Genomic DNA, 18,145 nt, shown 5'->3' on the forward strand with positions numbered 1-18,145 from the left:
GGGACCGCCAGCCGATCCGGCGGAACGGCCGGAAACGGCGCAGAAGGCGCACTGAACAGGGCGCTTACGCGCGGCATCGCTTTCTGCGTCCATGAGCCGCATGTCGGGGGACCGGCCACGGGCCAGGCTGGAGTCAGGCGGGGAGACGGGGATCCACGTGGATCTTGGGAGCGTCGCCCCATTCCGGGCGCCGCTCCCCCGCGAGCACCCCGGCCACCTCGTCCAGCGCCACCGTGGCGGCCACCAGCGGGCGGGGATCGACGAGGCCGGAGGCGTACAACTCCGCGGTGCCCGCCAGGCCGCCCGAGGCGCTGAGCACGCCGACGGCGGTGATGTCGCCGAGCACGAGCGCGCGGGTGTCGACCGTGCTGGGCTCGGCCGACAGCCCGATGAACACCACGCGCCGGCCCGGCTCGACGGCCCGCAGGGCGAGCGCGGGCGCGCCGGAGCCGTTCGAGGCGTCGATGACCGCGTCGAAGCGCCGCTCCGGCGGCTCCGTCCAGGTGCGGGTGAAGCCGAGAGAACGGGCGAAGTCGAGCGAGCGCTCGGTGAGGCCCAGCAGGTGCACCTCGGCGCCGCGGGCCGCCGCCGTCAAGGCCGCCAGCAGGCCGATCGTGCCCGGCCCGATGACCAGCAGGCGCATGCCGGGTTCGAGCGCGGCGGCGTCGACGGCCCTGAGCGCGTTCCCGCCGGGCTCGACCAGCGCGCCGAGGACCGGGTCGAGGCCGTCAGGGAGGGGTTGCAGGGCATGCGCGGGAACGGGGAGGCGCTCGGCCAGCGCGCCCGGCCAGTCGTTGCGGATGCCGATCTCGTACCGGTCGGCGCACAGGTGCTGCCGGCCCGACCCGCAGCGGGGGCACCGGCCGCAGCCGAGCATGGTGTCGCCGGTGACGCGGCGGCCGAGCCAGCCGGGGTCGGCGCCTTCGCCGACCTCGCGGACGATCCCCGCCCACTCGTGGCCGATCCGCACGGGGTAGCGGGCCTCGCCGGTGCGCAGGTACGCCATCGCGCCGGTGAAGAACTCCATGTCGGTGCCGCAGACGCCGGCCCGTTCGACCTCGACGACCACCTCGCCCGCGCCCGGCCGGGGCGGATCGACCTCCCGGACCTCGGCGCGGCCCGGCCCTGTGATGACGAAGGCCCGCATGGCGGCAAGGTACGCGATTCCCGCGTCTTTGCGCGAGGGCCGCTCTGGTGCAAGGTGGAGGTGACCCTCCGAAGCCCTGAGAGGAACCCACCATGCAGGCGAACGTCGGTGACAAGCTGGTCGTCCACGGTCACGTCGTCGGCCAGGGGAACAAGAAGGCGGAGATCATCGAGATCAGGGGCGCCGACGGGGCTCCCCCCTACCTGGTGCGTTACGACGACGGCCACGAGCACCTCGTCTTCCCCGGGCCCGACGCGGTGATCGAACCGGCCCGGCCGCAGTAGTCAATCCTCCAGCGACCGCAGGGCCTCGGCGACCGTCTCGCCGAGGCCGGTCGCGACCACCTCGCCGTCCCGGTCGCGGGCGATCGCGACGACCCCGCCGAGCGGTCCGCCGGCCAGCGCGATGGCATGGCCCTCCGCCAGCAGCGTCTCGGCGGGCGGGCGGCGGCGGGTGGCCGGGCGGCCGAGCAGTCGCCGGGCACTGACCAGGGCGGCGACCGGGCTGCGGTGGCGGGTCAGCAGCACGGGGCCCTCGTCGTACGGCTGGGCGGCCTGACGGACGAGATCGCCGAGCTTGGCGCGGGCCGTCGACAGCGACAGGACCGGCAGACCGCTCAGCACCCCGGACACCTGCGACAGCGGCACCAGGGCGGCCAGCTCCCAGCGCTCACGGGTGATCAGCGTGGTGGTGCCGTCCCTGGCGGCGCGGACGAGGGTGCCCCAGTGGGCGCGCGCGTCCTCCACTCCGACCGGCGGGCCGTATCGGGCCTGCAGTTCGTCGAACGACGGCGATTCCATGTCGATCATGACGAGAACCGTAAGCCGCCTTACAGCAATTTCGCAAGCCGCCTTACATATTCGCGCGCGACCGGTGGCCGAAAATTACTCGAAACCGGTCGGTCTCACCCGATACCGTGCGTCGGTGCACGTATATCTGGAGACCGAGCGGCTGGTGCTGCGCCGCTTCACGCCGTCCGACGAGGACCGCCTGTACACCCTCCACAACGACCCCGAGGTCATGCGCTACCTCAACGGCGGCAAGCCGACGCCGCGCGAGGTGATCGTGGAGCGGACCCTGCCCCGGTTCATCGGCGGCGGCTTCTTCGCGGCCGAGGAGAAGACGACGGGCGACTTCCTCGGCTGGTTCCATCTGCGACCGGCGGACGGCGGCCCCGCCGACGAGCCCGAGCTCGGCTACCGCCTGCGCAAGGCCGCCTGGGGCAAGGGCTACGCGACGGAGGGCTCACGCGCACTGATCGACCAGGCGTTCACGGAGCTGGACGCGCGGCGCGTGTTCGCCCAGACGATGATGGTCAACCTCGGTTCGCGCCGGGTCATGGAGAAGTGCGGCCTGCGCCTGGCGCGCACCTTCCGTCTCGACTGGCCCGAGCCCATCCCGGGATCGGAACACGGCGAAGTCGAATACGAGATCACCCGCGCCGCCTGGGAGGCCACCTCCTGACACCGTCCCCGAGGAGCCCGTGCGTCGTCTGCCGAGCCGTCCCTGACGGCCGGAAGCCGTGGCCGGCGACGTGCTCCGCGGCCGGTGATCCGAGCAGCTACAGCTTGATGCGGGCGGCGACCGGCAGGTGGTCGCTGCCGGTGGCGGGCAGGGTCCAGGTGGTGACAGGGATCGCCGCGCGGGTCATGACATGGTCGATCCGGGCCAGGGGGAACGCGGCGGGCCAGCTGAAGCCGAACCCGTCCTGCGCGGGGGTCAGCCGGGAGGTGACCGGGCTCAGGCCGCGGTCGTCGAGGCTGGCGTTGAGATCGCCCAGCAGCACGATCCTGTCCACTTCTTCGGCGGCGACGGCAGCGCCCAGCGCGGCGGCGCTCTCGTCGCGCCATCCGGTGTCGAAGCCGCCGGGCAACCGGATGCGGACCGAGGGCAGGTGCGCGACGTAGACCGCCATGTCACCCGATGGCGTCCGTACGGTGGCCCGCATCCCCCGGTTCCAGTCCGGTCCGAGGCCCGCGGGCCTGATGTCCACCGCGCGAGTGTCCGTCAGGGGGTGTTCCGACCAGAGCCCGACACTGCCCACGACCGCGTGGTGGGGATGGCCGGGAGCCAGGACGGCCTGGTAGGCGGGCAGGGCGCCGGGCGTCAGCTCCTGCAGGGCGATGAGGTCGGCTCCCGCCCCCGCCAGGGCTCGCGCGGTCGCCGCCGGGTCGGGGTTCTCGTCGTTGACGTTGTGCTGGAGCACGGTCAGGTCGTGAACCGCCCCTTGATCGGCCGGTAGCAACCGTTCGCCGAAGACGGCGGCCCAGACCGCCGCGGGCAGCGCCAGCGCCCACCAGCGCGGTGGCCGAGCGACGCGCCAGCGCCAGGACCAGTAGCGCCGGAACGGCCAGGCCGCCCCAGGGCAGGAAGGTCTCCAGCAGGCTGCCGAGATTGCCCACGGCGTCGGGCACGACGGCGGGAAACGCCAGCAGCGCGCCCACCAGCACGGCGGCCGACGCGAGGACCCGCCCGCGCCGCCACTCCAGGGCGGGCCTGCTCGCGGCTTTCCGATCTTCCGGGCTCACAGCCCGACCGTACGGGGAATCGCGTGTGCCGGTGGACCTCACCCCTCAGCGGGAGGCGGCGTGATGTTCGTGGCCGGGTAGACCTGGTGCACTGGTCTGACCAGTCGCTAGGGTGCCTCGTATGGGATATGACGCGCTGTTCCGCCTGGACGGGCGGCGAGCCGTGGTGATCGGCTCCGGGAGCGGCATCGGCAGGGAGGCGGCGCTCGCGCTGGCCGCGCACGGGGCGTCCGTGGTCTGCGCCGACCGCGACCTGGACACCGCGAAGGAGACCGCCGCCGGGTGCGGCGGCGAGGCCCGGCAGGTCGACGTGCTGGACGCCGGCGCGGTGCGCGACCTGGCCGCGCGCTTCCCGGCCGACGTGCTGGTGTTCACGGCGGCGATGAACGTGCGCAAGCGGCTGCTCGACTACTCCGGCGAGGAGTTCGACCGGGTGGTGGCGCTGAACCTGCGGGCGTCGTTCGACGTGGTCCGGGCCTTCGGGGCCGGGATGGTCGAACGCGGGCGCGGCTCCATCATCGGGTTCGCCTCGATCCGGGCCTCGGTCACCGAGCCGGGGCAGGGCGTCTACTCGGCCACGAAGGCGGGGCTGGTGCAGCTGCTGCGGACGGCCGCGGCCGAGTTCGGCCCGCACGGCGTCCGGGTGAACGCCGTCGCGCCCGGCGTGGTGGAGACGCCGCTGACGAAGCAGATCAAGGACAATCCCGGCTGGTACGACGCGTACGCCGCCAAGAGCGCCCTGGGCCGCTGGGCGCGGGCGGAGGAGATGGCCGGGGCGGTGGTCTACCTGGCCAGTGACGCGGCGAGCTTCGTGACAGGCTCCGTGCTCTACGTGGACGGCGGATGGACCGCCGTGGACGGGCGTTTCGATCCGCCGAATTAACACGAATACTCCTGACCGGATCGGGCAGCGGGCACGGGTCCTACGAAAGGAGGACCTATGAGAGCGGCACGGAAGTTAGTCCCCGCGGGTGCCGCGGCCGTGCTGGCCTTCACCCTCGCCCCCGCCGCACAGGCGCAGTCCCCCACGCCGGAGACCGCCGCGGTCGCCCCCGTGAGCTGGGCGCAGCGGGTCTCGGCCCAGGACAGGGCGTACCTGAGGGAGGCGCACCGAGGGCATCTCGCCGAGATCGCGGCCGGACGGGCCGCGCTGCGCGAGTCGCGTGACAGAGATGTCCGGAGCATCGCGGCGCGTCTGATCCGTGACCACGGCAGGCTGGACGCGCGGCTCCGCGAGGCCGCCAGGCGGCTCCGCGTCAGCCTGCCCGACTCCCCCAGCGCCGAGCAGCGCAGGGATCTGCGCGCCGTGGTCGCCAGGAACGGTCACCGCTTCGACCGCGCCTGGCTGCGACTCCAGCGGGAAGCGCACGAACACGCGCTCTGGCTGGGTGAGCGACAGCTCCGGCGAGGGAGTTCCGGATGGGTGAAGGACCTGGCGCGCGACAGCGCACCGGTGATCCGGCACCACCTGCACATGGTGCGCACGGAGCTCTGACACCGCCGGGAGCTCTGATACCGCCGGTAGCTCCAGCACCGCAGGGAGCTCTGACGCTGGAGCTCTGACGGCTGGAGCGGTCACACCGCGCGGAATCGACGGCCGGGGCCGGTTTGGTCCCGGCCGTTGCGCTGCCCGGAAGTCAGCGCCGGCCGTTCAGCAGGGTGTCGATGACGAGGTCGGCGGCCTGCGGCGGGTCGATCGAGGGGAACCGGTGGGCGACCGTGTCGACCCGTTGGGTCAGGGCGCGTGCCCAGCCCGGGAGGGCACGTCGGGCCGCAGGACCCTCTCGTCGGCCGCCCGCTGGACGAACCTGTCGAGGCGGGCGATCTGCTCCGCACGCAGCGCGTTCGCCGCGGGGTCGGCGGCGCGTATGAGGCGGCGGGTCTCCCACGGCCGCTCCCTGCTCACCGGGACGATGCCTTCCCCGTAGCGGTGCAGCGCCACGGGACAGGCGCGTCCATGAGCACCGCGTCTCGGCGAGGACCCGCTCCGTGGAGCGAACACGGCGGCGAGCAGGGCGCCTCCTGCTCGGCGCGGACGCGGTGGAGCGGGCCCGACGTTCGTCCGGGGCCCGCGCCGCGCAGGCGGCCCAGTGGGCCCAGGTGAGCCGCTCGGCCGACTTCCCGCCCGGAGAACAGCCCGCCCGCACCACCGAGCCCGGCCTGGCAGCGGCTCCCGCAGCACCGAGCCGCCCTGGCCGGCATCTCGGCCGGCCACCACCATGACGGGGCACGCACGGCCGGGCCGGAGCGGCTACGGCCGGATGATGGCCATCCTGGTGACAGTCAGCTCCTCGATGGCGAAGCGGGGGCCCTCGCGGCCGGCGCCGGAGTCCTTGACGCCCCCGTACGGCATGTTGTCGGCCCGGAACCCGGGCACGTCGTTGACCACCACTCCGCCGGCCTCGATCCGCTCGATCGCGGCGAACGCCGTGGCCAGCGAGCGGGTGAACACCGCGGCGTGCAGCCCGTACCGCGACCGGTTGACCGCGGTGAAGGCGGCGTCCAGGTCGGGCACCGAGCGGACGCACACCACCGGCCCGAAGATCTCCTCGTCCCAGGCGGCGGCTCCGTCCGGGACACCGTCCAGCACCGTGGGCGCGATGGCCCGCCCGTCGCGGTGCCCGCCCGCGAGCACCTCGGCGCCGGACGCGGCGACCCACTCCAGGACGCGCTCGGTGGCCTTGTCGTCGATGAGCGGGGCGACGCGCGTGTCCGGCAGGCGGGGGTCGCCGACGGAGACGTCCTTGACGCGCTCGCTCAGCAGGGACAGGAACCGCTCGCGTACGGGGTCCTCGACGAGCACCCGCTGCACCGAGATGCACGCCTGGCCGGAGGCGTAGTAACCGCCGCGCACGACCGCGTCGGCGGCGGCCTCGAGGTCGGCGTCCGCCGCGACCACGAGGGCCGCGTTGGAGCCCAGCTCCAGGAGCACCTTCGTGGGGGCCGCGTTGCGCGCGATGGCGTGTCCGGCGGCGGCGGAGCCGGTGAACGACACCGCGCCGATCCGCCGGTCCTCCACCAGGGTCCGGCCGACCTCGACGTCGCCGGTGACGAGCTGGACGCCGGCCGGCGGCAACGCGCCGGACTCGCGCAGGAGGTGGACCAGCCAGAGGGTGGCCAGCGGGGTCGCCGGAGCCGGCTTGACGATCACCGGGCAGCCCGCGGCCACGGACGGCGCGATCTTGTGGGCGGCGAGGAGGAGCGGGTAGTTGTAGCCGGTGATGCCGACGACGACGCCGATGGGCCGGCGCGTCCAGAACCCGATCAGCCCCTCACCCGCGGGCAGCAGGTCGAGCGGCACCGTCTCGCCGTGCAGCCTGGCCACCTCCTCGGCGGCCGTGGCGAGGGTGACGAGCGTCCTGGCCACCTCGACCCTGCAGTCCACCAACGGCTTCCCGGTCTCCAGGACCAGCAGCCGCTCGAACTCCGCACGCCGTTCCGCCAGGGCGTCATGGGCGTGCGTGAGTGCGGCCCGGCGGGCGTGCGACGGCAGCGCGGCCATCGCGGGGGCCACGTCGAGGGCCGCCTCCAGGGCGCGGCGGGCGTGCTCGGCCGTGCCCAGCGGGGCCGCGGCGACCACGGAGCCGTCATAGGGGAAGGTCACGTCGGTGGTGTCCGCGGTCTGCGTCCATTCGTCGCCGATGGGCAGGCCGGCGGGCCATGCGAGGTCGAAGGTCATGTCTCTTTCCGTACTGCGCTCGGGAACACGTCGAGGTACGCGGGCGCGTCCTCGCGTCCGGTGGCGGCCAGGACGGCGTGCGCGACCGCGCGGCTGAACGCGTCGGCGGCGGTCGCGAGGACGTCCTGGAACGTGTCGTGGTCCGGGGCGGGGCGGGCGCAGGTGGCCAGGGCGAAGACCGTGTCGCCGTCGGTCATGGTGTGCGCCGGTCTGATGGCCCGGGCCAGACCGTCGTGGGCCACCGCGGCCAGCTTGCCGCACTGGGCCTTGGTGAGGGCGAGGTCGGTGGCGACGACGCCGATGGTGGTGTTGAACGACGGGCCCTTCTCGGGGTTCCAGGCCCGGGCTTCCTCGGGGGTGGGCGGGCGGAGGTGGTCGAACTCGCCGGGGAGCCCGTACCTGGCGCCGGCCAGGGTGGCGTCGAGAGGATCCAGGACGGAGCCGGCGGCGTTGACCACGGCCAGGGCGGCGACGGTGGTGCCGTCGGGCAGCACGACGCTCGCCGTCCCCACACCCCCGGCCAGCCCTCCGGCCACCGCCCCGGTGCCCGCCCCGACGGACCCACTCGCCGTGGCCGACGCCGTCCCGAACGCCCCTCGGGACGAAGGGCCGGGCCGCCACACCGCGTCAGCGGTCATCACCCCGCCGTCCACGGCTGAGGTCACTCGGGGGGAGTCGGGGGTGAGGGTCGATCCGGAAGCGACCGGGGCCGAAGCCTGCCCGGACGGGAAAGCGGCGCCGTCCCCCTGCCTCGGCACCGCCCCACCGCCCCGGGCTGAGGTCCCTTGAGGGGAGTCGGGGTTTGGGACGGCGCTGGCGGCTTGGTAGGCGACTGCGCCGAAGGGAGCGTCGGGGACGGCGCGGAAGGTGCCGCCTCGGCCGAGGTCGAAGATGACGGCGGCCGGGACGATCGGGACGGTGCCGCCGGCGACCGGGTAGCCGATGCCGGCGTCCGCGAGGCGGTCCATGACGCCGCAGGCCGCACTCAGGCCGAACGCGCTTCCGCCTGACAGGACGATCGCGTGCACCCGCTCCACCAGATTGCGCGGGTCCAGGAGTTCCGTCTCCCTGGTGCCGGGGGCGGCCCCCCGTACGTCGACTCCCGCGACGGCTCCGCCGGCGGGCGCGAGGACGACGGTGGTCCCGGTACGGTAACCGTCCCCGACCCGGTGCGCGTGGCCGATCCGCAGCCCCGCCACGTCCGCCAGCGAGTTCGTCGGCCCGGGCCGCATCAGAAGTCGCCGGTCAGGAAACGGCGGGCGGCCTCGGCGAAGACACGGGTGCAGCGGACGATCTCCTCCACCTCCACGTACTCGTCCGACTGGTGCGCGATCCACTTCCCGCCGGGCCCGTACACCACCGACGGGATCCCGCCCCAGTGCGTCAGCACGGTGCCGTCCGTCGAGCCGGGCACCCCGCCGTACACGGGCTCCTCCCCCGTGACGGCCCGGTGCGCGGCGGCCAGGGCGGCCACCACCGGCGTGGTGACGGGGACGTCCACGGGCGGCCGGTCCACCAGCACCGACACCTCGGACGAGATCCCGGAGCCGGAGGCGAGCGCGGCCACCCGGTCGGCGACGTCCTTGTGCTCGACCCCGGGGATCGTGCGCACGTCGACGAAGAGCGAGGCGACCGCGGGGATGACGTTCACCTGCTCCTCGGAGCCGGCCCGCAGCACGGTCGGCGTCACGTACACCTCGCCGAGGTGCTCGTGGGCGGGGTGGCGCGCCTGGAGCTCGTCCTGCAGCGCGGCGAGGCCGGCGAGCAGCGCGCCGGCGGCGGGGATGGGGTTGCGGCCGTGCTGCGGCATCGCGCCGTGCGCCATCTTGCCGGTCAGGTCGACGCGCAGCCGCAGGGCGCCCTTGGCGACCGCGCAGATCTCCCCCGCCTCGGGCTCGGCGACGATGGCGCCGTCCACCCCGGCGGCCAGGCCCTCGGAGACGAAGTGGTGCGCGCCGATCATGAGGCCCTCCTCGTCGGCCAGCGCGCACACCTTGATCCGCCCGGGGAACGGCCCGGCCAGCTGCAGGGCGCGGGTGGCGTAGAGGGTGGCGGCCAGGCCGGACTTCATGTCGGCGCTGCCCCGGCCCCACAGCCGCCCGTCGCGGATCTCGCCGCCGAACGGGTCGACGGTCCAGGTGGACAGGTCGCCCTCGGTGACGACGTCGGTGTGGCCCTCGAACATCAGCGTCGGCCCGTCACCGCCGCCGCCCTCGACCACGGCGACCACGTTGGGCCGGCCGGGCGCGGCCTCGTACACGACCGGGTCCCAGCCCCACTCGCGCATCCTCGCCTCGACGAGCTCGGCGGCGGGCCGCTCGTCGCGGCCGCGCGCCGGGTCGTTGGTGCTGGGGATGCGCACCAGGGCCTGGGTGAACGCGACCACCCCGCCGGCATCGACGTCGATCAAGACAACCCCTCCAGAGTCGGTACGGCCTCCAGCAGCGCCCGCGTGTACGGGTGGGCGGGCGCGGCCCAGACGTCGTCCACGGGCCCGGTCTCCACGATCTCCCCCGCGCTCATGACGGCGACCGTCTCGCACACGTGCCGGACCACGGACAGGTCGTGCGAGACGAACACGAGCGTGAGCCCCAGCTCGTCGACGAGGTCGGCCAGCAGGTTGAGGATCTGGCCGCGTACGGAGACGTCGAGGGCGCTGACGGGCTCGTCGGCGACCAGCACCTGCGGCCGGGGCGCGAGCGCGCGGGCGATGGCGATGCGCTGGCGCTGCCCGCCGGAGAACTGGTGCGGGTAGCGCTCGGCCGCCTCGGCGGAAAGCCCGACGGCCTCCAGCAGCTCCGCCACCCGGCCGCCGACCGGCAGGCCGAGGGCGACGAGCGGCTCGGCGACCAGGTCACGGACGCGCATGCGCGGGTCGAGCGAGCTCATCGGGTCCTGGAAGACGATCTGGAGGTTCTCGCGCAGGAAACGCAGCCGCCGCTCGGGCAGCCCGATGATCTCCCGGCCGTCGAACAGGATGGACCCGCTGGTCGCCCGGTCGAGGCCGCACAACAGGCGCAGCAGCGTCGACTTGCCGGAGCCCGACTCGCCGACGATGCCGTACCGCTCGCCGCGGTGCACGGTCAGCGACACCTCGCGCAGGGCCTGGACGTCGTGGCCCGGCTTGGTGAGCGAGGTGCGGGGACGGTGGTAGACGCGGGTGAGGCCGCGCGCCTCAATCAGCGGGGTGCCAGCATGCGAAGGCATGTCCGTCTCCTGTCAGCTCCGGTGCCGTCTCACAGGCGGGGGTCGCCTGCGGGCAGCGGTTCCTGAACACGCAGCCGCCGGGGAAGCGCCCGGCCGGGGGGACGCTGCCGCTGATGGTCGGCAGCCGGGTGCCGCGCGGGGTCAGCTTCGAGGCGGCCAGCAGGCCCTCGGTGTAGCGGTGGCGAGGGCGGGTGAACACCTCGCGGATGGGGCCCGACTCGACGACGCGGCCGCCGTACATGACCAGGACGCGTTCGCAGACGGAGGCGACGACGGCGAGGTCGTGGGTGATGAACAGCAGCGCGGGCGCGACCTCGGCGATCAGCTCCAGCATCTGCTTCTGCACGGTGACGTCGAGCGCGGTGGTCGGCTCGTCGCAGATGAGCAGGCCGGGCTCGTTGGCCAGCGCGATGGCGAGCATGACGCGCTGACGCTGCCCACCGGACAGCTGGTGCGGGTACGCGCGGGCGATCTGCGCGGGCTCGGGGAGCCGTACCCGCTCCAGCAGCTCGACCGCCCGCGCGCGGGCCTCGTGGCGCGCTTTCCCGTGCAGGGTCATGACCTCGGCGACCTGGGCGCCGACCCGCATGAGCGGGTTGAGCGCGGTCATGGGCTCCTGGAAGACCATGGACATCTCGCGCCCGCGCAGCTCCTTGATCCGGCTCTCGGGGACGCCGACGAGGTCGCGGTCGCCCAGCCTGGCCACCCCTGAGGCGGCGACGCCCTCGGGCAGCAGGCCCATGAGCGACAGCGCGGTCAGCGACTTGCCCGACCCGGACTCGCCGATCAGCCCGACCCGCTCCCCCGGCCCGATCGCGAACGACACGTCGTGGACCAGCTCCACGGAGTCGGCGCGTACGGTGAGCCCGTCAACCTTCAGCACGGATCCTCCTGAGCTTCGGGTCGAGGAAGTCGCGCAGCCCGTCGCCGAGCAGGTTGAACCCGAGCACCGCCAGCGCGATGGCCAGGCCGGGCCACAGGGCCAGGCGCGGGGTGGAGAACAGCAGCTCCTGCGACTCCTGCAACATCCGCCCCCACGACGGGGTCGGCGGGCGGGTGCCGAAGCCGAGGAACGACAGCGCCGCCTCGGCCAGGATCGCGATCGCGAACGACACCGACGCCTGCACGATGAGCACGGAGCCGATGTTCGGCAGCACGTGCCGGAAGGCGATCGCGGGACGCCGCCGCCCGGCCGCCCTGGCGGCCAGCACGTAGTCGGTGACCATGACCTGCAGCGTGGCGGCGCGGGCCACGCGGGCGAACGCCGGCACGGTCGCCACCCCGATCGCGATCATCGCGGTGAGCGTGCCCGCCCCGTAGACGGCGCCGAGCATGACGGCCAGCAGCAGCGCGGGGAAGGCGAACACGAGGTCGTTCACCCGCATGATCAGCTCGGAGAGCCAGCCGCGCGGTGTCATCCCGGCGGCCATCCCGAGCGGCGTGCCGATGACCGCGGCGATGCCGACGGCGACGATGCCGACGTAGAGGGTGGTACGGGCGCCGACCATGAGCTGGCTGAAGGTGTCGCGGCCGAACTTGTCGGCGCCGAGCAGGGAGCCGCCACCGGGCTCGCGCAGCTTGCGGGCGGCGTCCACGAGCGTGGGGTCGTGCGGGGTCCAGAAGAACGACACCAGCGCCGCGAGCACGACGATCCCGACGAGCACCCCGCCGACCAGCAGCCCGGCGTTCATCCGGCCTCTCATCGCAGCCTCGGGTCGAGCAGGTGGTAGGCGACGTCCACCACGAAGTTGATCAGCAGGACGGCTGCCACGAGCACCATCACCACGCCTTGGACGAGCAGCAGGTCGCGCTGGGCGACACCGTTGAGCAGCAGGTCGCCGAGGCCGGGGACGACGAAGACCCGCTCGACCACGACCGCGCCGATGAGCAGCGTGGCGAGTTGCAGGCCGAGCACGGTGACGACGGGGATGGAGGCGTTGCGCAGGCCGTGCCGCCACAGGGCGCCGGTCGAGCCCCGGCCCTTGGCGCGGGCGGTGCGCAGGTAGTCCTCGCGCATCACGTCGAGCACGGCGCTGCGCACGTAGCGGGTGAGCACCGCGCCCTGGACGAGCCCGAGCGACAACCACGGCAGCAGCAGGCTGCGCAGCCACTCGGCCGGGTTCTCGGAGATCGGCACGTAGCCGCCGGACGGCAGCGCCTGGGCCTGCACCGCGAAGACGAAGACGAGCAGGATGCCGGCGAGGAAGGCGGGGATCGCGATGCCGAGCTGGCTGGCGGCGCTGATCACCGCGCCGAGCGCGTCGCGGTGGTGGACGGCGGCGAACGTGCCCAGCGGCACCGCGATCACCACCGCCAGGATCATGCCGCCGAGCACCAGCACGGCCGTGACGCCGAGCCGGTCGCCGATCTGGGGCCCGATGGGGGCGCTGGTGACGTAGGAGGTGCCGAAGTCGCCCTGCAGGAGGCCGCCGGCCCAGTCGAGGAACTGCGCGACGGGCGCCCGGTCGGTGCCGAACTGCCGGCGCAGCTCGGCGACCGCCTCGGGGGTGGCGTTGACACCGAGCGCGATCTCGGCCGGGTCGCCGGGCAGCAGCGCCATGAAGGCGAAGACCACGACGGCGGCCACGGCGGTGCTCGCGAGGAGCACCGCCAGCCGTTTGACGAGGTACAGGGTCATGCGGATCGGGTCACTGCTTGGCGAGCGCGGTGAAGTCGAACTGCTCCGCGATGGCGTTCTTCGGCAGCCCGGTCACGCCCTTCTTCGCCACCACCAGGTTGGGGAAGAGGAAGAGGAAGTCGGCCGCGGCGTCGTCGGACAGCAGCTTGGCCGCCTGCTTGAGCGACTCGGTCTGCTCCTGCTCGGTGCCTTCGTCGGCGGCGGCGAGCAGCTCGCCGAACTCGGGATTGTCATACCGGAAGTAGTACGACTTGTCGGCAAAAATCGACATGTCGCGCGGCTCGACGTGGTTGATGATCGACATGTCGTAGTCGCCCTGGGTGAACACCACGTCCAGCCACCGCGCCGGGAACTCCAGCGGCTCGATCTCCGCGTTGATCCCCACCTGGGCCAGCTGCGACTTGACGACCTGCGCGCTGTTGACCGCGTACGGCAGGTTGGGGATGCGCATCTTGACGTCGTACGTCTTGCCGCCCAGCAGCTCCTTGGCCTTGGCCGGGTCGTACGGGTAGTCGCCGGTGCGGTCCTCGTACCAGGGGTCGGTGGGCGGCACCATCGAGCCGATGAGCTGCCCGCGCCCGGCCCAGGCGGTGTCGAGCAGCGCCTTGTGGTCGATGGCGTGCCGGACGGCCTGCCTGACCTTCTTGTCGTCGAACGGCGGCCGGCCGTTGTTCATCGACAGCACCACCTCGCCGTTCGTGGTGCCCTCGACCGTCTGGAAGCGGTTGGGGTCGGCGAACTGCTGCAGCGACTCGGGCGCCTGCACGCTGGAGATGGCGTCGATGCCGCCGGTCAGCAGCGCGTTGTTCATCGCCGTGGCGTCCTTGAAGTACTTCAGCGTGACCGACGACAGCGACGGCTTGGTGCCCCAGTAGGCGGGGTTGGGCTGGAGCTGGATGGAGTCGCCGCGCCGCCACGAGCCGAGCACGTACGGGCCCGTCCCGATCGGCTTGTTGGCCAGGTCGGAGACGCCCGTGCGGCTGAACATCGCGCCGAGCCTGGTGGCCATCGAGTAGAGGAAGCCGTTGCTCGGGCGCTTGAGCGTGACGACGACGGTGGAGTCGTCCTTCTTCTCGACCGTGTCGATGACGTCGAGCTGCGACTTGATCTTGAGCTTCCAGTCCGTCTTCACCCGGTCGAGCGAGAACACCACGTCGTCGGCGGTGAACGGCGCGCCGCTGCTGAACGCGACGTTCTTACGCAGGGTGAAGGTGTAGGACCTGCGGTCGTCCGAGACGTCCCACTTCTCGGCCAGCAGCGGCACGATCTGGCCGTTCTGGTCGAGCTTGACCAGGCCCTCGTAGACGTTGACGAGCAGTGCCTGGGGGATGGCGACGCCCTCCGTGGAGGTGAAGTCGAGATTCGCGGGCTCGGCCACGAATCCGACGGACAGCGTCTGGGCCGCGGGGGCGCCGCCGCCGCCTGCGGTGCCGGCGGTGCCGCCACCGCAGGCTGCGGTGCTGAGCAGGAGACCGCCGACGGCGATCCAGGTCCCGATGCGCCTCATCTCTTACAGCCTCCTGGCTAGTGCACTGGTCGGACCAGTAGGCTACGCACATTGCCAGTCGGCGACGGCTCGGGTCAAGGGGGCAGGACGTGAGTGGTCCGAGGTTCGAGCCCGTACGGGCCGTACGCGCTTACGAGCGGGTCGTGGAGCAGGTCGAGGAGGCCATCGAGAGCGGCGCTCTCTCACCGGGCGAGCGGCTGCCGAGTGAGCGCGAGTTGATGGTGCAGTTCTCCGTCAGCCGCTCCACGGTGCGCGAGGCGCTGCGGGTGCTGCAGGCGCGCGGCCTGGTGCGGTCGCGGCCGGGCGACCCGAACGGCGCGGAGGTGCTGCCGTTCACGCCGGCCGCGCTGCACAAGTCGATGACGACGCTGGCCCGGGTGGAGGAGCTGTCGCTGGCGGAGCTGGTGCAGTTCCGGATGGTGCTCGACTCGGCGGCGATCCTGCTGGCGGCGCGGCTGCGTACCGACGAGCAGCTCGCCGAGATGGCGGAGGCGGTCGCGCGCATGCGGGCCGCGCTGGAGCTGGGCGAGGACGCCTTCAGCGCGGCCGACGTGGCCTTCCACGAGGTGGTGGCGCGGGCGGGCGGCAACAAGCTCATCCAGATCTGCACCGACGTGGTGCGCTCGATCGTGGTGCGGCTGATCTCCGAGAAGCTGGCGGGCGCCCCCGACAGGGACGCGCTGATGCGGCAGAGCATCCGCCACCACGAGGAGGTCATCGCGGCCATCCGCCTCGCCGACGGCCCCCTGGCGGCCCGGCTGTCCAGGAAGGCGATGTACGACTACTACGCGGGCTACGTTCCCGCCGCCGAACGCGGCGTCCTGCGGGCCCTGCTGGACTGACCCATCCCGTAGGAGTGACCTGGCCCACAGGGGTGTTATGTTGCCCCCGTGGCGCGCGACGGGGACGGGCTGGCGGAGGCCTTTCTGCGCGAGCCGCGGCGATACACCAGCCACCAGGTGGCCGAGATGGCGGGGGTGCCGGTCTATCGTGCGCGGCGGTTCTGGCGTGCCCTGGGCTTCCCCAACGTGCCCGACGACGCGGTCGAGTTCACCGACTCCGACGTCGAGGCGCTCAAGACGCTGCTCGGCATGGTGACCTCGGGCGTCTACGACGAGGAGCACGTCCTGCTCATGGCCCGCTCGCTGGGCCGGGCCACGGCGCGGCTGGCCGAGTCGCAGGCCGAGCTGGGCGCGGAGGCGCTCGACCAGGCGGGCGTGCCGCTGGCCGAGCGCCCGCGCGCCTGGCGGCGGCGGGCCGAGCTGGTGGTGCCCGACCTGGCGCGGCTGCTGGTCTACGCCTGGCAGCGCCAGCTCGCCGCCGCCGCGGGCCGCATCGCCGACCAGGACATGAGCTCCGTACGCCTGGCCGTCGGGTTCGCCGACCTGGTGGCGTTCACCCGGCTGAGCAGGCAGATCACCGCGAGCGAGCTGGCCAGGCTGGTCGACAGGTTCGAGGGCCGCTCGGCCGACATCGTCACCTCCACCGGCGGGCGGGTGATCAAGACACTCGGCGACTCGGTGCTGTTCGTGGCCGACAAGTCCCACGTGGCGGCGGAGATCGCGCTGCGCCTGGTGGAGACGCACGCCCGCGGGCGTGACATGCCGGAGCTGCGGGTGGGGCTGGCGTCCGGGCCGGTGATCTGGCGCATGGGCGACGTGTTCGGCACCACGGTCAACCTGGCCAGCCGGCTGACCGCGCTGTCGCTGCCCGGCTCGATCCTGGCCGACCCGCGGCTCGCCGAGGAGCTGGAGGGCGACCGGGCCTTCCGGCTGCGCGAGGTCAACCGGCTGTCGGTGCGCGGCCTGGGCGAGCTGGCCCCGTACACGATCGGGCGCGCCGAGGGCGCCTGAGCCGCGGGGCAACCCGGTGGGCCGGTCACCGCGTCATTAGCGGCAGGCCGGCTCGTGGCAGGAGGCATCCCGGTGGCGGATAGGGCGATATTTCAGGACTTCGTGGTGTCGAGGTCGGATCGGTTGTTACGCACGGCGTACCTACTGGCCCGGGACTGGGACGTCGCGGAGGACCTGCTGCAGGAGTCCCTGGCCAAGGCGTGGTTCGCCTGGCCCCGGGTGGAGGAGCCCGAGGCGTACGTGCGCAAGATCCTCGTGACTACGTACGTCTCGTGGTGGCGGCGGCGCTGGCGCGGGGAGCTGCCCAGCGACGACCTGCCCGAATCACCCGCGCACGACGCGGGGGACGGCCGCGACGACGGCCTGTGGCAGGCCGTGGGCCGCCTTCCGGCCAGGCAGCGCGCGGTGGTCGTGCTGCGCTTCTACGAGGACCTGCCGGTGGCCGAGGTCGCCGGGCTGCTGGGGTGCGGGGAGGGCACGGTGAAGAGCCAGACCGCGAAGGCGCTGGCCAAGCTGCGCGTGGACGAGACGATCGTGAAGGAGCTGCGCCGATGAGCGTGCAAGACCTGCGGGACGTGCTGCGCGAGCACGCCGGCGGCCCGTCGCCGGCGAACCCGCGCCGCCACGATCAGATCCACGCCCGCGTCCGCAGGATGCGGCGACGCCGGCGGGTGCTGGCGGGGGCGGCGGCCGTGGCGGCGGTCGTGGCCGCGGCCGTCCTGGTGCCGGGCGTGGCGGCGCCACCGTCGCGCGAGACGACGGCCGCCGCCGTGGCGGAGGCGCTGCCCGAGCGCTTCACGGCGCCGGACGGGACTCCGTACCGCCGCCTGGCGCTCACCTCGCTCGGCCCGGACGTGCGGCGGTCGTCGGTGACGGTGCCGGTCTCCGGCCGGCCGCTGGACGTGGGCGCCGTGTGCGACGGCCGGCTGCCGAGCCTGGAGGTGCAGGTCCTGGTGAACGGCAACCGCACCGGACCGCCCGGGTTCTCTCCGTGCCGCCCGGAGCGGGCGCTGTGGCCGCTGACCGTGCCCCCGGGTGTCCGGGACGTCACGATCACGTTCGAGATGACGGACATGGGCTGGCGCTGCGCCGACGAGACGAGGCCGTGCGAGGCCGCGACGCCGCAACCGGGCGACTGGGGCCTGGCGGTCTACGAGTGGACCCCGCCGGCCCGGCCGGTCTCCCCCGAACCGGTCCGTGCCTTTCCCGGCCGGCTGGGTGAGCTGAGACTGGCCGCCTCGGCGTCGGGCGTGTGGCCGCAGGACTCGACGTTCACCTTCGAGGGCGTGAGCGCCGACGGCACGATCGGCATCGAGCGGCTCTGCTCCGGCGACCTGGCCGGCCGGATGTGGTTCAGGTTCCGGATCGACGGCGTGGAGGATCCTTCGACGGTGGGTTGCGACGTCTGGAAGGAGGGCTCGTTCCCGTCGGGGAGGATCCCGTTCGACGTCCCCAAGGGGAAGCGGGTCACCGTGACGGGGCAGATCGGGCTCTGGGGAGAGCACACCAACCGGCCGGTCGACTGGTCGGTCGGCTTGTACCGATAGCGGGCCCTACGGTAGATCGGAACATGAGGAGGTGGCCGT

General features: G+C 73.2%; 19 protein-coding genes and 1 pseudogene. 8 read left to right on the plus strand and 12 right to left on the minus strand.

Features of this window, described 5'->3' with window-relative positions:
- Positions 1-133: 133 nt before the first annotated feature.
- A complete protein-coding gene (locus tag ACIBP6_RS14540) occupies positions 134-1,147 on the minus strand; it encodes a zinc-dependent alcohol dehydrogenase (RefSeq protein WP_132621566.1) in 1,014 nt (337 codons plus the stop codon).
- Positions 1,148-1,239: 92 nt separating this feature from the next.
- Here ACIBP6_RS14540 and ACIBP6_RS14545 point away from each other — a divergent pair, with 92 nt between their 5' ends.
- The gene (locus ACIBP6_RS14545; RefSeq protein WP_132621568.1) at positions 1,240-1,431 is read left to right on the plus strand and encodes a DUF1918 domain-containing protein; all 192 of its coding nucleotides are present in this window, start codon (positions 1,240-1,242) and stop codon (positions 1,429-1,431) included.
- Here ACIBP6_RS14545 and ACIBP6_RS14550 read toward each other — a convergent pair whose 3' ends face one another.
- The gene (locus ACIBP6_RS14550) at positions 1,432-1,956 is read right to left on the minus strand and encodes a type II toxin-antitoxin system prevent-host-death family antitoxin (RefSeq protein WP_397052248.1); all 525 of its coding nucleotides are present in this window, start codon (positions 1,954-1,956) and stop codon (positions 1,432-1,434) included.
- 115 nt (positions 1,957-2,071) lie between these two features.
- Here ACIBP6_RS14550 and ACIBP6_RS14555 point away from each other — a divergent pair, with 115 nt between their 5' ends.
- Positions 2,072-2,611: a GNAT family N-acetyltransferase gene (locus ACIBP6_RS14555; protein ID WP_397052250.1), complete on the plus strand. Its 540-nt coding sequence runs from the start codon at positions 2,072-2,074 to the stop codon at positions 2,609-2,611.
- A gap of 97 nt (positions 2,612-2,708) precedes the next feature.
- Here the strand turns inward: ACIBP6_RS14555 and ACIBP6_RS14560 are convergent.
- Positions 2,709-3,675, minus strand: a pseudogene (locus tag ACIBP6_RS14560) (endonuclease/exonuclease/phosphatase family protein).
- A 121-nt stretch (positions 3,676-3,796) separates the two neighbouring features.
- Between ACIBP6_RS14560 and ACIBP6_RS14565 the strand changes: the two are divergent.
- Complete coding sequence (locus ACIBP6_RS14565) at positions 3,797-4,558, plus strand: SDR family NAD(P)-dependent oxidoreductase (RefSeq protein WP_132621574.1); 762 nt, start codon at positions 3,797-3,799, stop codon at positions 4,556-4,558.
- Positions 4,559-4,615: 57 nt separating this feature from the next.
- Positions 4,616-5,170: a DUF4142 domain-containing protein gene (locus ACIBP6_RS14570; RefSeq protein ID WP_397052253.1), complete on the plus strand. Its 555-nt coding sequence runs from the start codon at positions 4,616-4,618 to the stop codon at positions 5,168-5,170.
- A gap of 240 nt (positions 5,171-5,410) precedes the next feature.
- On the opposite strand, the gene ACIBP6_RS14575 is transcribed toward ACIBP6_RS14570, so the two are convergent.
- The 9 genes from ACIBP6_RS14575 to ACIBP6_RS14615 all read right to left on the minus strand — a co-directional run bounded on the left by ACIBP6_RS14575 (position 5,411) and on the right by ACIBP6_RS14615 (position 14,706).
- Entirely contained in the window at positions 5,411-5,617 is a 207-nt protein-coding gene (locus ACIBP6_RS14575) for a hypothetical protein (RefSeq protein WP_397052255.1), read from the minus strand.
- Positions 5,618-5,926: 309 nt separating this feature from the next.
- Positions 5,927-7,354: an aldehyde dehydrogenase family protein gene (locus ACIBP6_RS14580; RefSeq protein ID WP_397052257.1), complete on the minus strand. Its 1,428-nt coding sequence runs from the start codon at positions 7,352-7,354 to the stop codon at positions 5,927-5,929.
- A complete protein-coding gene (locus ACIBP6_RS14585; RefSeq protein WP_397052259.1) occupies positions 7,351-8,586 on the minus strand; it encodes a P1 family peptidase in 1,236 nt (411 codons plus the stop codon). Before ACIBP6_RS14585 ends, ACIBP6_RS14580 begins: the two co-directional genes overlap by 4 nt.
- Complete coding sequence (locus ACIBP6_RS14590; protein ID WP_397052261.1) at positions 8,586-9,764, minus strand: M20 family metallopeptidase; 1,179 nt, start codon at positions 9,762-9,764, stop codon at positions 8,586-8,588. The genes ACIBP6_RS14585 and ACIBP6_RS14590 overlap by 1 nt, the downstream gene beginning before the upstream one ends.
- Complete coding sequence (locus ACIBP6_RS14595) at positions 9,761-10,561, minus strand: ATP-binding cassette domain-containing protein (RefSeq protein ID WP_397052263.1); 801 nt, start codon at positions 10,559-10,561, stop codon at positions 9,761-9,763. The genes ACIBP6_RS14590 and ACIBP6_RS14595 overlap by 4 nt, the downstream gene beginning before the upstream one ends.
- Positions 10,530-11,444, minus strand: coding sequence for an ABC transporter ATP-binding protein (locus tag ACIBP6_RS14600; protein WP_397052265.1), 915 nt, complete (start codon positions 11,442-11,444; stop codon positions 10,530-10,532). Before ACIBP6_RS14600 ends, ACIBP6_RS14595 begins: the two co-directional genes overlap by 32 nt.
- Positions 11,431-12,252: an ABC transporter permease gene (locus ACIBP6_RS14605; RefSeq protein ID WP_397052267.1), complete on the minus strand. Its 822-nt coding sequence runs from the start codon at positions 12,250-12,252 to the stop codon at positions 11,431-11,433. Before ACIBP6_RS14605 ends, ACIBP6_RS14600 begins: the two co-directional genes overlap by 14 nt.
- 8 nt (positions 12,253-12,260) lie before the next feature.
- Positions 12,261-13,199, minus strand: coding sequence for an ABC transporter permease (locus ACIBP6_RS14610; protein WP_397052269.1), 939 nt, complete (start codon positions 13,197-13,199; stop codon positions 12,261-12,263).
- A gap of 10 nt (positions 13,200-13,209) precedes the next feature.
- Positions 13,210-14,706 (minus strand): ABC transporter substrate-binding protein, encoded by a 1,497-nt coding sequence (locus ACIBP6_RS14615; protein ID WP_397052271.1) that lies wholly within the window; start codon positions 14,704-14,706, stop codon positions 13,210-13,212.
- An 89-nt stretch (positions 14,707-14,795) separates the two neighbouring features.
- Here ACIBP6_RS14615 and ACIBP6_RS14620 point away from each other — a divergent pair, with 89 nt between their 5' ends.
- The 4 genes from ACIBP6_RS14620 (at position 14,796) to ACIBP6_RS14635 (ending at position 18,106) form a co-directional block, all read left to right on the plus strand.
- Positions 14,796-15,548 (plus strand): FadR/GntR family transcriptional regulator, encoded by a 753-nt coding sequence (locus tag ACIBP6_RS14620; protein ID WP_397052273.1) that lies wholly within the window; start codon positions 14,796-14,798, stop codon positions 15,546-15,548.
- A gap of 48 nt (positions 15,549-15,596) precedes the next feature.
- Entirely contained in the window at positions 15,597-16,559 is a 963-nt protein-coding gene (locus ACIBP6_RS14625; RefSeq protein ID WP_397052275.1) for an adenylate/guanylate cyclase domain-containing protein, read from the plus strand.
- Positions 16,560-16,631: 72 nt separating this feature from the next.
- Positions 16,632-17,114, plus strand: a complete 483-nt coding sequence (locus tag ACIBP6_RS14630; protein ID WP_397052277.1) for a SigE family RNA polymerase sigma factor — start codon at positions 16,632-16,634, stop codon at positions 17,112-17,114.
- A complete protein-coding gene (locus tag ACIBP6_RS14635; RefSeq protein WP_397052279.1) occupies positions 17,111-18,106 on the plus strand; it encodes a hypothetical protein in 996 nt (331 codons plus the stop codon). Before ACIBP6_RS14630 ends, ACIBP6_RS14635 begins: the two co-directional genes overlap by 4 nt.
- The last annotated feature ends 39 nt before the right edge of the window (positions 18,107-18,145 follow it).

It is taken from the genome of Nonomuraea terrae (assembly GCF_044465245.1).
GTDB lineage: Bacteria > Actinomycetota > Actinomycetes > Streptosporangiales > Streptosporangiaceae > Nonomuraea > Nonomuraea terrae.